This window comes from Kitasatospora sp. NPDC059817, from assembly GCF_042731835.1.
In the GTDB taxonomy this organism is placed as follows: domain Bacteria; phylum Actinomycetota; class Actinomycetes; order Streptomycetales; family Streptomycetaceae; genus Kitasatospora.
This window is the reverse complement of the sequence record NZ_JBHWIR010000029.1, coordinates 1-14,889: the sequence shown is the minus strand read 5'-3', so window position 1 is coordinate 14,889 and position 14,889 is coordinate 1. Positions and strand designations below refer to the sequence as shown.

The window sequence follows — 14,889 nt, the reverse complement described above, 5'->3', positions numbered from 1 at the left end:
TCTAGCCGAGAACTCCGTCCGCGGCGAACAGCGAGAGCTGCTCGGGGTCGCTGTCCGGCTCCGGGGCCTGGGCGAGGCCCGCGGCCTCGGCGGCATCCGGGTCGGTGTCGGCGGCCGGATCGCTCGTGGGCTCGGACGCCGTGTCCTGGTCGGCGAGCGTCGGCAGCACGTACTCCTGGGCGAGACCGGCGAGGTGGAGGGGGAGCGGGAGGCTGAGGGCGTCCGCGTGGTCCGGGGCCTGGCGCAGTTGGTGGACGGCCATGGCCAGCGCCTCCGGGTCGTCGCCGTCGGCCCGGTGGCAGCCGAGGACGGCGAGTTCGACCAGGCCCGGGTTCCACGCGGCCTTGTCGGTGTCGACGGTCAGTGCGCCCTTACGCGGGCCGGCCTGGAGCGGACGCGGGGCGAGCTTGTCCGCCTCCACCGCGGACTGCCTGAACTGCAGGGCCTTGGGCGTGGTCGACCAGAACACCCGGGCGGTGCCCTCGGCCAGGGTCGGGTCGGTCCACAGGTCGGCCGGCAGGCCGTTCACGCCGTTGACCTCGTCGGGGTGCACGCCCCACCACTGGGCGGTCTCGCGGCCCCTGGCCGTACGGACCCGGACGAGGCGCAGATCCGGGTCAAGCCGCCGGACGGACAGGCCGGTGCGGATCCGGTCCGGTTCGGTCTGGCCGTCCTGCAGCCAGGTCCAGTGCGAGCGGCAGTTCTGGGCGTGGGCGAGCAGCAGGGTCGGCGTGCCGCGCAGCGAGCGCACCACCTTCTGAAGCCACTCCTCCGTCTCCTGGCGCTGCCGCTTCATGTCCTGCCACCACGACGGGCGTTCGGCCGGCTGCTCCTCACCGTCGCGCGGCGCGGGCACGGCGGACGGCACCTCGGAGAGGGCGGTCAGCCGGAGGAGCAGCGCCGGGTACGGGATCCACCTGCCCGCGCCGTTGTCCGCCTTCCGGTCCCAGCCCTCCACGCGGGCCAGCCCGGTGCCCGGGTGCGTCGGGACGACCCGCACGGCGACCGGCTCGTGGCCGGCCCAGCGGGTGCGGCTGCGGGCGTTCTTGCGGACCATCCACACCGCTGCGTACTGCAGGTCGTCGGGCAGCTGCTCACCCAGGTTGTGCTCGGGGTGGACGCGCACTCCGAGCTGCCGGAGCCCGTCGTCCCAGGCCTTGAGGGCACGGAAGTCCGCGTTCTTCTCGCTGTTGTAGCCCTTCACCTTCTTGGGGACCGCCATGAACTGGGTCAGCACACCGGCGTCGGCGGACCCCAGGCGGAGCGCGAACTTGGGGTCGTGATCGGGCGTGCTGAAGTCCTCCCGGCGGTCGATCTCGGCCAGGGCCAGGGACGGGATGCCGTCGGTGCGGTCGGCGCCGAGGAAGGCACGGACCTCGCTCCGGCGGGCGCTGAGCGCGGTGGTGACGGCGGCGCGGGTGGGCCGCCCCTCGCCGAGCGGAAGGTCGCCGGCGAGCGGGCCGGTCAGTTTGAGGCAGCGCAGCCGGACGGTCAGTTCGGCGGAGTCCCACTCCAGGACGGCGGGGCTGCCGGGACGGGCGGCCTCGTAGGCCTCGGCAGTCGGTCGCGTCCCGTCGTCCTTGAGATCGAGGTGGTCGACCAGGGCGGCGATGGCGGTGTCGCGCATCTCGGCGGTCTGCCACAGCAGTCGCGCTTCCAGCACCGGGTGCCGGTCCGCCATACCGTTCGCGATGTCGGGGGCGGCGAAGGCAGTGAGGGCATCGAGGGCGAAGGCCGCGCCGGTCCGTCGGGCCGTGGCCACGCGGACGTCCTCGGCGGCCTTCTCGACCTCCTTGGAGGGCTTGACCGGGACGTTCGCCGGCCTGCTGGTGGAGGCGCGCCGCGAGTACTCCAGGGCCGGGGTGGGCCGGAGCTGCTCGGGCAGCGCCTGCTCGGCCCAGCGGACGATCTGCGAGCGCTGGTTCGACATCAGGCCGGCGCCGACCTCGTGGCTGCCCATCGCGGTGCTGTACACCACACCGGCGCGCATGTCCGTCAGCCAGTCCTCGGGGCCACTCAGGATGCCGTCGGCGTCGGGGAACGGCTCGGTCAGCGACATGTCGGCCAGCATTCCGGCGGGACCACCGCCGACCCAGTCGATGGCTTTGGCCGCGCGGTTCCACTCCAGCCGCGCCACCGCGAAGCGCTCGCTCGCGGGTGCGCCGGGCAGCCACGGCACCCGAGGGCGCAGCAGGACGGAGGTGCGGCGGCCGAAGGGCAGTCGCAGCCGTCCCGTGGTCTGACTGGTGCGGGTCGCCCAGCGGCGGATGTGGGTGTGCAGGTGCAGCCGGGGCAGCGGCTGGAACGGGACGGTGTGCAGGGTGATGTTGAGGACCACCGAGAACCACCAGGTCCGGTCGCCCTTCCCGTCCCAGGGCAGCGGCTGTGAGACCAACTCCGCGCCCTGGTCGCGGGGGCCGCGCGGCACGGCGCGGAAGTGCAGCTTGCCGGCGCCGGAGTCGTACGGTTCCAGCGCGAGGATCCGGCGGGCCAGGTGGTCGGTCGTCAGCTGGAACTGACGGGCCTCGGGCGCCGCGGTGCTGCCCTTGGTGGGCGGGCAGCGCAGCAGCTCCGCCTCGACCGGCTGCCACTGCGGTGGGTCCGCGGACAGCATCGCCTCGACCGCGCGGCGCTGGTCGCGGTGCTCACGTTCGGGGCGCAGGTCGCGCAGCCAGGCGGAGAGCAGGGCGCGCAGTGCCGGGCCCGGCAGCGGGTCGGCGAGCTCGGCCGGGGTGTAGAGCCAGAAGTCCGGGGCCTCGTTCTTGTGGAAGGAGGGGCGGGGCCGGACGATCACGTCCGGGGCGAGGGCCTGGAGCACCTGGTCCAGCCGCCAGGTGGGGACCGTTCGGTAGGGCTCCGCCTGAGGCGATCGGCCGGCGTTGCAGAGGTCGAGCAGTGCCTCGCGCCACTGCTCGGGGAACGGCAGGGAGCGGTAGTGGGCGGTGAGCGAGGACTCGGACGAGACCGGCGTCCAGGCGGCGGTGCGGATGTTCTGGTACTTCCTGGCCATGGTGGCCTCCGTTCGGATTCGCGGATGCTCAGCTGCGGTGATGGGTGAGGTCGGTCAGGGCCTCGAACAACGGCTGGTAGAGCAGGCGGGCGAGGGCTGGATCTCCGGGGTCGGTGAAGCGGGTCGGATCGGCGTCCTGGTCGAAGTAGGGGGCGAGGACGGACCGGAACCGGTTCAGCAGGCCCTCGTCGGACGGTAGTTGGGACGCCTGGACGCTCGGTGCGAGCGCTCGGGCCAGGTTTGGGGCGAACCGGGCGTCGACGAACACCACCCGAGCCGGGACGCCGCCGCGCACCAGTCGGCCGATGACCTGCCAGATCGTCACCAGCTGGTCCCAGACGAAGGCCTGCTTCTCGGCCTCGGACAGGCGCGAGTAGATGTACCGGCGGGCGAGCAGTCGGCGCCACTCACGTCGGGCCACGTGGCGGAAGGCGAGCCCGGCCGCATCCAGCGTTCCGGCCTTGTTCACCAGATCGGTGAAGGTGCCCTGGTCGAGACCCGGGTGGTCGCGGACGAAGCGGGTGGCCCAGTCGTTGATCGCGAAGATCGCCAGTGCCAGGTCATCGGGACGCGGGTGCGGCCGGGCGAGGAACAGCGCGGTGCCGAACGCGGCGTTCCGTTGCGCGTTCAGGATGTTGTGCCCGCGCTCCACGGCCATCAGCGGCGCGACGAGGATCTCCGCGCGCAGGTCCTCGGCGAAGGCTGCGAGGTCGCCACGCCGGAGGGCGGTGGCACGCCCGGACAGCGCGGGAACAGGGCTGCGGCCACGGACCGCCTGCTCCAGGTCCGCGTCGTCCGCGGCGAGGACCCGTACCCGACCGTGCCAGCGTTCGATGCCGTGCAGGATGTCGGCGACGGCGTTGGCCTCCTTGTAGCTGCCGGCGAGGAGGATCGCGCGGCGCCTCTCGTCGTCGCCGACCAGGGTGAGTTCCTCCTCCAACGGGCTCGGCGACTGGCCGCGGCCCGGGCTGCCGAGAATGGATGCCATCGCCTGGGCCACGGTGAGCCGGTCCTTCGGGTCAGTGCCGGACAGGCTGATCGGATTCCCGCTGTCGTCGTAGAGGAACCGGGTGCGGAAGACACTGCGCCGCACCGCCTCCAGTGACCGTTCCGACGGCTTGAGGACCGCTCCGACCGGTGCGAGCACGTGGGCCCGGGTGGACGTGCCCGCCCAGCTGGTGCCGGACATCAGCACCACGTGCGGACCCGGGCGGCAGGTTGCCGGGTCAGATCCCAACTCGTGTAGCGAGAGCAGGAGTTCCCGGCCCACACCGGCGCAGCGGAAGAACCGCAGGGTGCCGCTGTGGCGCCCGGACTCGTCCCGCTCCCGCTCGTCGGGCAAGTACTGGAACCCGAGGACGTTGCCCATCGGCGCCTCCGGGACCAGCGGGGCGTAGTCCAGCGGAGGGCGGCGCGAGAAGTCGTTCCCGGTGGAGTCCAGATGAAGCGCGGCCTCCACCTGCGGCCACAGGAAGGTCAGCCGTTCCAGCCGCTGGTTCAGCGCTGACAGCAGCAGCATGAACTCGACCCGGCGGGCCGTGATGTCGAGCCACTTCGGGTCATTCGTGGACGCGGCCGTGTCAGCGAGGAGCTCACTCAGGACGGTGAGGACTCGACGCCGGGTGCTCGATGCCGAGAGGGTGGCCAACAGATCCTGGGCGAGGCCGACCAGATCGTCGGTCGGGTCACCGTACGGCCCGTGTCCGCCGAGGGGATCGTCGCGGAACCTGTCGAAGACGGAGGTCAGGATCGCGCGCCGACCCTGCATGGCCGTGGTGTCGGGCTCCGGTTCGGGATCGTCGTTCTCGTACGCCTCGAAGAGTTCGCTCTCGTCGGCGACCCCGTCCGGGGCGCCGGGCGTGACGTTCGGTTCGAACCATTCGGCCAGCAACTTCTCCTGGAGGGTCCAGGGGCTGAAGTATTCGGGGTCCGCCCACTCCCGCAGGTCCGCGTCATCGATCAGCCGCTTGTACAGCCGGTCCGTCGCCGCCGAGACGACGGCCAGGGACGCGGACCAGCGTTCGATCTCCTGGTCGGTCAGCGGCAGTCGACCCTGCCGGGACAGCTCCTCGATCTTGTGCGTGTGCAGCTGGTCCAGCCAGGACTCGGGCCCGGGCGCAACCAGTGTTGCGGACGGTGCGAAGATCTCGTCGAACTTCATCTGTACCGAGTCGGCCTCGTCCACGATGACGATGTCGCTGCGCAGGCAGGCGAGTTCGAGGTGGCGCAGCCGCTCCTCGTTCAAGTGGTGCGGCACCGACGACTGGACGAGGCTGGCCGGGTTCGCGATCCAGATCAGGGAGTCCACCAGTTCGCGCGCGGTGCGGTGACGGGGGCAGGCGCTCCAGACCGGGCAGCCGTGCTGCTGTCCGGCGGGTCGGGCGCCGATGGGCAGCGGCGCGGTGCTGGTGGCTCCCGGACGGTAGCGCTCCGGGAGGGCGATCGGCTCAGAGCTGTCAGTACCGCTAGCGCCGTCCGGGCCGGCCGTCTCGGCCCGCTCCGGGAACAGTGAGGTGCACGGCGCGTCGGCGTAGCGCAGCGGTTCGGCAGCCTCGGTGCCACGGAGGGCGTCGACAACGCAGACCGTGCTCAGGTCGTCGAAGCCGGGGTCGTCGTGGTCCAGTATGTTCTCCAGACCACGGGCGGCCATGCGGCGGTGCAGCCGCTGGACGTGGGTCTCCCGGGTGGTCGGGCCGAGCACCGGGGTGGCGGGCAGCCCGAGGTCTCGCAACAGGGCGCTCAGCCGCAGCTGTTCGGCGACGTCGCCGACCACCAACGTGGTGCGCATACCGCGTCGGGCCGCCCAGACCGCGACCAGTGTCATGAGGGTGCTCTTGCCGGCCCCGACCATGCCCACCAGGTGAAGCATTCCGTCCAGGAGCAGTTCGTCGGAATCGGCGAACGACCGGCCGTCGGTACTGCGAGGGGCCAGCCGGAGCTCGGCGAGCCGCTGCTCCCAATGCCCGCGCTTCGCCGTGTCCGAGGCCGCCTCGGTCCGGTCCATCCACCGGGCCGTGTCGAGGAGGTCGTCGCGGGTCAGCCGGATGGGTGCTCCGGCTCCGGAGCGGGGTGCCGTGAGGTCGTGCCCCGGGGCGAGGTCGGGCCGCAGCTCCGGGGGGAAGGTGACGGAGGCCGGCCGTCGGCGTTCGACGAAGGTGCTGCGACCGGAGGGGGCCAGGCGAAGCTGTCGGCGGTCGAAGTCCGGCAGGGTTGCCAGCGCCGCGTCGTAGACCGCGAGTCGGCCGGATGCGACGGCCAAGCCGAGGGACCGGACCGGCCCGCTCTCCTCCGGGACGTGGTACGCGCGCAGCCGCTCCGGCAGCGCGAGGTAGGTCTCCAACGCCTGCTGCCAGGCACGTCGGCGGCGGAGGGTCCACCCGCGGTGACGGACAGCGGTGAGCATCAGCTCGTGGTCGGGTGTGACGGCGAGGCCCGCGGCCCGGGCGAACGGGTACCCGGCGAGCAAGGTGTACGCGCCGACGGCCGGCTCGTCCGGTGCGATGCGTTCCAGTACCCGGAGGGCGAGCTCCACCTGGCAGAGCAGGGCGGGCTTGACGTCACCGAGTTCGACCGGGATCTCGCGCCACAGCCGCTTGAGTTCGCGGCTGACCGGCCGGTGCCAGCTGTCGCGGTCACGCATGGATACCTCCATCGGGAGCGCCACGCAGCCGAGCGGCCGCACGGGCGATCAGGTCGGCGTCGGTCAGCAGGGGCAGGCCCCGGGCCGAGGCGGGGCGGTGCCGACGGTAGATGTCCAGGTAGCCGGGTCGGTCGTCGACCCGGTACTCCGGAACAACCCAGAACGCCTCGTCATAGGGGGGTTCCGGTGCGACGGGCCGGGCCGCCCGGCCCAGGAACGCGGGGTGTGCCCAGTCCTTGACGTCGATCGCCCAGACATGCCCGTCCGGAAAGGTGACGTGCAGGTCGTAGGCATCGAAACCGGGCCACATGCGCACCCGGAGCCCGAGCGTGATCAGGGCGTGCTCCAGGTCGGTCTCCGCCCGCCCCGGCCCGGTGACGAACTGACGCAACGGCCGTTCCAGCTGGAAGAGCTCACCGACTTCTTCGGTGGGCCACAGGTCCCCGACCGGAGCAGATCCCTGTCGGCGGCAGTGATCGCGTTCACACCACCACGAGCCGTCCTGAACCGGGAGCAGCAGGGTCAGGCAGCGCGCGCAGCCGGCGTAGGCCCCGGCCCGAAGGTGACTCGCCGGAACCGGGAGGTAGATCCGGCGGATCAGTTCGCGCACCGGATCGAGCACATGGTCGTTGGTGACGTCGAAGAACTCCACCGAGGTCAGCACTGGCCGGTTCACCAGCAGCCGTCGGAACTCTGTGTAGGCGTCCTCCTCGCCGCAATCGCGGCAGAGCCGCAGCGCGGTCCTGATGATCTCGCGGTCGCGCTGATTCGCAGCGCTGTCGGCGGCGCGATCGGCCCACTCGTGACAGAGCTCGGTGGGGCGGCCGGAGTCCGGATCGAGGAGGTGATCCGTGCGGCCGACGGCGTCGGCGGGGAGATCGAGCGGCCAGTCGGAGATCGGCCGATACCGGCACCAGGTGAGGAGCTCCGGCAGGCTGACAGGTGGCTCGGCTCCCTGCAGCAGGCAGGTGAGAACGGTTCGGTTCAGAGCCCGCTGGGCTTCGGCGGGGTAAGGCAGGGAGAATCCGTCCAGGCCGGTGATCGCTTCGAGCCCGATGAGCGCGGTGGCCAGGGTCCGCAGCAGCGGTAGGCCGTCGTGCGCGGACCACACGGCGGCGTGCGGGGGCAGGTCGGGGGCGGGGTGCACGGGTCAACTCCCAGTCGTGTGATCGAGGCCGGGGCCGCACCAGCGCAGGGCTTCGCAGCCAGTGCACCCGCGGCCGGGAGTGGCGGCGAAGCTCTCGTCCGAGGCCCAGGGGCCGGCCAGGCCAGCGACCACCCGCCTGGCCTCGTCGAGAGTCTCGGGATCGTCCGGATACAGCTCCTCGCAGGCGGAGCCGTCCTGGTAGAGCAGTTCCAGCTCGATCCGAGCGCGACGCGGGTCGCCACCGAGCACTCCTGCGGACATCAGCAGGACGGCCAGGGCGAGTTGAGGGAACGACTCCAGCAGTGGACGTCCCTCCCAGGGGCGGGACGCCGCGGTCTTGGTCTCGCGCCAGACCCAGCCGCCGGCGTCGGTGTACAGCAGGTCGGGGTCGGCGATGATGACCGCGTCGACCTCCGGGTCGTACGCGGTCACGCGCGGTTGGACCTGCACCGCCGCGTCCGGCGGCAGGCCGTCGAGAGGGCAGACGGCAGCGTGCTCGGCGATCATCCGGACGGCCGACTTGGTCTCCTCTGCCGTGAGGCCGGGCAGGGCGTCCGGCAGCGGCGCGGAGCGGCAGCTGCGCCGGGACCCGTGCTGTTCGTTGAGCCATGCGTCCACCGCCCGGCCGCGCCGGATCGCCGGGCTCTCCGGTTCCGCCGACTTCAGGTGCAGCACGCGTGTCAGGTGGTACTTGGCAGGGCAGACGGCGTGGGTGCGTAGGTCGGAGACGGAGACGCTGCGCCGGCGGCGCTGCCTGCGCGGTCGGTCGGTGCCGAGCAGGAGCGGGACCCGGGGCGGTTGGGAGCAGCTCGGCAGGCCCTCGCAGTCGACGCAGGTCGAGCCCGGAACCACCTGGTCCGCCGCGACGGCGCGGGCCAGGACCGACTTGGCGTGTCGGGCGAACCGCTCAGCTGCCTCCTCGGCGTCCCAGTCGGCGAGGACCGTACGGGACCCGTCTCCGCAGCCGACCGCCACCACCCGGACCCGCTCCGGGAGGGCGCTGCGGGCTCCGGTCGGGCGGTAGGGCTCGCCGAACTCCGCCCTCGCCGGAACACCGGTCGCCGCTACTGCGGCCGCCTCGGCGATCTCCGCATCGGTCCGAGGTTTTACTGAGTTCACGGACAGCAGCCAGATCTCCCTGACGTGACCGTCCGGAGAGGCGTACCGGCGGCCCCAGGCCGTGCGCTCATAGCGGACGGCTCCCCGCGCGTCCGGCGCGGCGAGGTCGGTGGTGGTCACCCAGGCGTCCTTCGCTGGGAGGAGCTGCGGCCCGGACGCGTATTCGGCGGCATGCTCTGCCCGCGCCGCGAGGTAGTGACGTACGGCTTCGGTTGCCCAGGCGAGGTGGGACGGGTGGCAGTCGCGCCGCTGGCGGAGCTTGTGGAGAGCTGTGTCGACTCCGATCCCGTCGAACTCGATCGCGTCGAGTGCGGTCGTCATCGGGGCCGGGGCGAAGTCCTTGACGGGCCTGCGGCGCGACCGCGGAGGGAACTGCTGCACGAACGGTCGGGCGTGCAGCGCCGCGCCGCGCGGGCAGCTGCGGGGATCCTCCTGAAGCAGGGGGAGCGAGGTGCGGACGAGGCGGGGATCGCCGGTGGTGCCGGCGGGAGCTTGCCAAACGGTCACAGGAGGAGCCCCCTCGGTGGGTTCGGAGCTGTTCGGCCGAGACACCAGGAGAGCGCACAGTTGTGAACTTAGTCAAGCGATGAAGTGCTGTCGGTTTGGGCGCGCTATGGTGAGAGACGCATGATGCCAGGGCGGACAGGGGTGAGGATGAAAAAGGGCGAAGTCGTCCGAGGCCGGTACCGGATCGTCGAGGCGCTCGGTCGGGGCGGCATGGCGTGCGTCTGGAAGGCGATCGACACCGAGACCGGCGAACTGGTGGCCGTCAAGGAGATCCGGCCGGACCAGTACAACCAGGGTCGCCTCAGCCCGGCCGAGCGGGTGCGCCAGGAGACCGAGCTGCTCAAGCGCTTCGAACGGGAAGGGCAGTTCCTCGCCGACCTGAACCACCCCGGCATCGTGAGCCTGCTGGACCGCGGGCTCCACCGGGGTGCTCCCTTCCTGGTCATGGAATTCGTCGACGGCGTACCGCTCGACCGGTTCCTCGGACAGTTCCGGCCGCTGCCGTTCGGCGCCGCGATCGCCATCGCCGTCGAGATCGCCGAGGCCCTCGTGCACGCTCATGGAGGACGGGTCATCCACCGGGACCTGAAGCCCGACAACATCGTGCTGACGGCGGATGGTTCGGTGAAGCTGATCGATTTCGGGGTGGCCTTCCCGGACCGACCCGACGCAACCCGGTACACCGCCTACGGCGCCACTCCGGGGACTGTCGGATACATGGCTCCCGAGCAGCTCCGGGGGGAGCAGAAGGTCACGAGTGCCGTTGATCTCTATTCGTTCGGATGTGTGCTGTTCGAGCTTCTGACCGGACGCCAGCCGTTCCTCGACCAGCCGGACCGAAACCGCTCCACCCAGCATCAGCACGATCTTCCGCCGTGCGTCAGTGACTTCAGGCCCGATGTCCCGATTGACGTCGATGATCTCGTCTGGCGCCTGTTGAGCAAGGACCCGGCCCAGCGGTCGGGCGGCCTCGGCCGGGCGCTCGATGTCCTGCGCGCTCACCTGCCCGCTGTCGGATCGCCCGCACCCAGTCGTGAACTCGTGCCTGACCCCACTGCCCGCTACCGCCTGCCCGGCGCGGTGGCCGCCACGTCGGTTCCCGCCCGCGTGGTGCGACGCCCGGTTCCCCAGCGCGCGGCCGGCCGGGGCGTGAGGTCGGGAGTGGATCGTGCCCGGTTCGACGAACTCCTCGCTCTGGCCGGGGCCGAGCTGGCGGAGCGCGACGCCGGTCCCGCGCTGGAGGGGCTGGAGTTGGCACTGGGAGACGCCCGCAAGGCCTGGGGGCTCGGTCATCGCCCGGTGGCGCGGGCGCAGTTGCTCTGCGCGGACGCCGCCAGGGGGCGTGAAGCCTGGGCGGCCGCGGGCCTGTTGTACCGGGCCGTTGCGCAGGCCTTGGAGTACAAGGCGGCACCTGATCTTCGGATCATCGCCCTGGAGGCGCGGGTCGGGGTGGCCGAGTGCCTGATGGAGACCGGCGATCCGCAGGGTGGTTTCGACGCCTGGGCCGATGTGGTCCACGAGGTCGCGGGCCTGGTGGAGAGCCCGCCCGGAGTCGTGGCCCGTTGTCGTGAAGTGGCTACGAAGCTGCAGAAGTTCGGTCGGGGGGAGGAAGCCCGGCCGTTTCTGCAGTTGTTGCTCCAGGAGTGACGTCAGGTGCGAGGAAGTCGGCCGGATGCCAGTAATTCACCGAGAGCCTGACCGATGTCACCGGATACCGTGCGAAGTTCCGTCACCGCCTGTTCAAAGGCGGTGAGTTGTCGGTAGATCTCACCGTAGGCGCGCTGTTCCTCCAACGGGAGCCGGGGTACCTGAAGGCGGCGGACATCCACCCGCGACGACGTCGAGGCATGGGTTCCGGCCTGTCGGGCGTTCGCGGGCGAGCGTAGGCAGCCGGCCAGGAACCACGGGTCGAGGACCGTGGGGTCCACTCGGATCAGATGGAGTTGCGGGCCGAGGATCGTGGGAGCCTCGGTGTCGACCCAGGCATCGAAGGCCCGGAGTGAGCCCACCACGACCACGTCCTGAGATGACGTCACCGTGAGGTTGCCCGCTCGTTCACCGGTCTCGGCCTCCACCGCCGGGAGCCAGTGGCGGGCTTCGTCCGGGTATCCGAGGTCCGGGACTGTCAGGACACTTACCGCGTCGGACGGTCGGTCACCACGCCGTAGTTGCGGTTCCGGAAGGGCCTGCCCGCTGTGCAGTTCCAGTGCCCCGGCCAGTTCCAGATCGCCGACCGTGGTGTGCGTGACGGCGCCGTCATCCTGCGCGGGAGTCAGTTTGGACAGTGCCCGGCCGACGTCCCGGGCCTCACCGAGCCTGAGGTCGAACCGGGTCCAGGACTGGCGCAGATTGATGGCAGCCGCAGAATCCGGAGCCGGGACGTGCCGAGCGGGGGTCAGGTCGACCTGTTCGTCGAGGAGGTCGATCACCGGTACGGAGACGCAGGCCGCAGCTTCGTCGTCTCGGAGTGCGTTCAGAACGGTGGCCCGCAGGACGGGCCAGTCGATCGAGGTCTGCCCGGGCGATGGCGCGCCCGCTCGTCCGACAGTGTCCACCAGCCGCACGACGGAGCCGGCCGGGTCCTCGGAGGGGCTGGACAAGACCCAGAGGTGCAGGCCCACGCCGTGCGGGGGAGCCGCACCGGGCGGAAGTGCGATCACTGCACGAAGTGCTCCGGTGCGCAAGAGTGCACTGCGAATTCGTCTGCCTGCCCGCCGGGCCGCCACGGCGGGGGGCAGCACCATGACGGCGGTGCCTTCCGCCGCGAGGGCGGCGACGGCGTGCTGGACCCAGGCGAGCTCCGGCTCGGTGCGAGGAGGCTGTCCGAACAGCCACCGGGCGTCCGTTGCGAGTTCGGCGTGCCCCCAGTCGCGCTCGTTCGAGGGCGGATTGCACAGCACCGCATCGGCCTGAACGGCCCGTAGGGCATCGGCTCGCAGGGTGTCCGCGATGGTGACTCGGCCAAGGGCCCCCGCCATGAGCAGGCGGGCCGCTGCCACCGATGCGAGGACCGGGTCGACGTCCTGTCCGAGCAGTGTCAGCTCATTGGGTCCGCTCCATCGTCGATCTGCGGCCAGCAGGAGCGTTCCGGTGCCGCATGCCGGATCGAGGACGGTTCGTACTGGGAGGTCGGTGAGCCATTGCGCGAGGTCGACCATGAGCTCGGCCAAGGGCTCCGGCGTGGTGTTGATCTGGCGTACGTGCGTGCCGAGCCAGCGCTGGAGTAGGAAGTCGAAGGTCTCCGAAGCGCCCTCCTGCTCGGCTAGTCGAACAGCCTCCTCAGCCAGTGACCCCTGATCCGCACTCAACTCCGGGCGGACCGGCAGGGCGTTCGGGTTATCGGGTCGGCTCAGCTTCGCGCCGACAGCGGCGAGCACCATTCCCATGGCGCTTCGGTCACCCAACGCCTCGATCTTCGGCCAGAGTCGTTCGAGCTGGCCGACGGTGGGCCTGCTCTTCTTCCTTGGGTTCTTCCTCTGGTCCAGCCACTTCTCCACCTCGGCCAACGAGAACTGGGGGTTCGCGTCACTGCCGCTCACCGGACTCGGAAAGGCGTCGTGCCGGCGGCGCCAGTTGCTCACCGCGGCGCGGCCGACCCCTGCGATGCGTGCGATCTCCGCGAGGGTCACCGAGACGACCGGTTCGGCAGGTTGCTGCATCAGGCTCTCCGAGGACGCGGGTGGTGGGATCGAGCGAGTCCGACTACCGCCAAAACGTATCGTGCGTACGGGCCGCCGGTCAGTGTGTTGCTTGACTCAGTTTACAGCTGTCGGCCTGAACGGCGCGAGGGTGAGTCTGAGAGGGGGCCGCAGGGTGGCGGTGATCACCTCCGGGGGTGGGCGAGCGGGCGAAAGTGCAGGTCGGGGGCTCGGGCGAAGTGGGCGGGGGAGGGACCGGCGGAAGGGGCGGGGGCGGGCGAAGCTACCATGTGCGCAACACCCTCAGCTCGAAAGATGGACTTGTGACTGTCAACGACGACGTGTTCACGGACTGGAAGAACCGCGAGGAGATCGCGGAGTCGATGATCCCGATCATCGGGCGACTGCACCGCGAGCGGGACGTGACCGTCCTGCTGCACAGCAGGTCCCTGGTGAACAAGTCGGTGGTCAGCATCCTGAAGACGCACCGCTTCGCCCGCCAGATAGCCGGCGAGGAGCTCTCGGTCACCGAGACGATGCCCTTCCTGAGTGCGCTGACCACCCTGGATCTCGGCCCCTCGCAGATCGACATCGGCATGCTCGCCGCGACCTACCGGGCCGACGACCACGGCCTGTCGGTCGAGGAGTTCACCGCCCAGGCCGTCTCCGGCGCCACCGGCGACAACAAGCTGGAGCGCCGCGACGCCCGCGACGTCGTCCTCTACGGCTTCGGCCGGATCGGCCGCCTGGTCGCCCGCCTGCTGATCGAGAAGGCCTCCGGCAACGGCCTGCGCCTGAAGGCCATCGTCGTGCGCGACAGCGGCGGCGACGACCTGGTCAAGCGGGCCTCGCTGCTGCGCCGGGACTCGATCCACGGCCAGTTCCAGGGCACGATCACCGTCGACGAGGCGAACAACAAGATCATCGCCAATGGCAACGAGATCACCGTGATCTACTCCGACGACCCGACCAAGGTCGACTACACGGAGTACGGGATCAAGGACGCCATCCTGATCGACAACACCGGCCGCTGGCGCGACCGGGAGGGCCTGTCCAAGCACCTGCGCCCCGGCATCGCCAAGGTCGTGCTGACCGCGCCGGGCAAGGGCGACGTCCCGAACATCGTCCACGGCGTCAACCACGACACGATCAAGCCCGACGAGCAGATCCTGTCCTGCGCCTCCTGCACCACCAACGCCATCGTCCCGCCGCTGAAGGCGATGGACGACGAGTACGGCGTGCTGCGCGGGCACGTGGAGACCGTCCACTCGTTCACCAACGACCAGAACCTGCTGGACAACTACCACAAGGCCGACCGTCGCGGCCGCTCGGCACCGCTCAACATGGTGATCACCGAGACCGGCGCCGCCTCGGCCGTCGCCAAGGCCCTCCCGGACCTCCAGGCGAAGATCACCGGCAGCTCGATCCGCGTCCCCGTGCCGGACGTCTCGATCGCCATCCTCAACCTGCAGCTGGCCCGCGAGACCAACCGCGAGGAGGTCCTCGACTACCTGCGCAACGTCTCGCTGACCTCGCCGCTGAAGCGTCAGATCGACTTCATCGACTCCCCCGACGCGGTCTCCAGCGACTTCATCGGCTCGCGCCACGCCTCGATCGTCGACGCCGGCGCCACCAAGGTCGAGGGCGACAACGCGATCCTCTACCTGTGGTACGACAACGAGTTCGGCTACTCCTGCCAGGTCATCCGGGTCGTCCAGTACGTCTCGGGCGTCGAGTTCCCGACCTACCCGGCCCCGGCGGTCTGATCCTCCGGCAGTTCAGGTAGTCCCGGCAGTTCCGGCGGCGGGGCGGTGACCAGTACGGTCGC

The 14,889-nt window shown here is 70.8% G+C and carries 7 protein-coding genes; 2 read left to right on the top strand and 5 right to left on the bottom strand.

The genetic code is table 11. The annotated features are described in order from the left end of the window. Position 1: 1 nt before the first annotated feature. From ACFV61_RS09160 to ACFV61_RS09145, 4 genes are read right to left on the bottom strand one after another with little or no spacing between them, the layout of a single operon-like run. Positions 2-3,010 carry a pPIWI_RE module domain-containing protein gene (locus tag ACFV61_RS09160; RefSeq protein ID WP_380490837.1) on the bottom strand — a complete coding sequence of 1,003 codons (3,009 nt, stop codon included), beginning with the start codon at positions 3,008-3,010 and terminating at the stop codon, positions 2-4. 28 nt (positions 3,011-3,038) lie between these two features. Next, positions 3,039-6,650, bottom strand: coding sequence for a hypothetical protein (locus ACFV61_RS09155; protein WP_380490835.1), 3,612 nt, complete (start codon positions 6,648-6,650; stop codon positions 3,039-3,041). Beyond that, on the bottom strand, positions 6,643-7,797 hold the full coding sequence (locus ACFV61_RS09150; protein WP_380490833.1) for a hypothetical protein: 1,155 nt from the start codon (positions 7,795-7,797) through the stop codon (positions 6,643-6,645). Before ACFV61_RS09150 ends, ACFV61_RS09155 begins: the two co-directional genes overlap by 8 nt. A gap of 3 nt (positions 7,798-7,800) precedes the next feature. After that, complete coding sequence (locus ACFV61_RS09145) at positions 7,801-9,423, bottom strand: PD-(D/E)XK nuclease family protein (RefSeq protein ID WP_380490831.1); 1,623 nt, start codon at positions 9,421-9,423, stop codon at positions 7,801-7,803. A 147-nt stretch (positions 9,424-9,570) separates the two neighbouring features. Between ACFV61_RS09145 and ACFV61_RS09140 the strand changes: the two genes are divergently transcribed. Further along, positions 9,571-11,070 (top strand): protein kinase, encoded by a 1,500-nt coding sequence (locus ACFV61_RS09140; RefSeq protein ID WP_380490829.1) that lies wholly within the window; start codon positions 9,571-9,573, stop codon positions 11,068-11,070. 2 nt (positions 11,071-11,072) lie between these two features. Here ACFV61_RS09140 and ACFV61_RS09135 read toward each other — a convergent pair whose 3' ends face one another. After that, positions 11,073-13,082, bottom strand: coding sequence for an N-6 DNA methylase (locus ACFV61_RS09135; protein ID WP_380490827.1), 2,010 nt, complete (start codon positions 13,080-13,082; stop codon positions 11,073-11,075). 302 nt (positions 13,083-13,384) lie between these two features. Here ACFV61_RS09135 and ACFV61_RS09130 point away from each other — a divergent pair, with 302 nt between their 5' ends. Further along, positions 13,385-14,827, top strand: coding sequence for a glyceraldehyde-3-phosphate dehydrogenase (locus ACFV61_RS09130; protein WP_380490825.1), 1,443 nt, complete (start codon positions 13,385-13,387; stop codon positions 14,825-14,827). The last annotated feature ends 62 nt before the right edge of the window (positions 14,828-14,889 follow it).

Excerpts from the sequence above, each read along its gene's own strand:
- ACFV61_RS09155 (WP_380490835.1), bottom strand. The coding sequence starts at position 6,650 with ATGCGTGACCGCGACAGCTGGCACCGGCCGGTCAGCCGCGAACTCAAG.
- ACFV61_RS09135 (WP_380490827.1), bottom strand. The coding sequence starts at position 13,082 with ATGCAGCAACCTGCCGAACCGGTCGTCTCGGTGACCCTCGCGGAGATC.
- ACFV61_RS09140 (WP_380490829.1), top strand. The coding sequence starts at position 9,571 with ATGAAAAAGGGCGAAGTCGTCCGAGGCCGGTACCGGATCGTCGAGGCG.
- ACFV61_RS09160 (WP_380490837.1), bottom strand. The coding sequence starts at position 3,010 with ATGGCCAGGAAGTACCAGAACATCCGCACCGCCGCCTGGACGCCGGTC.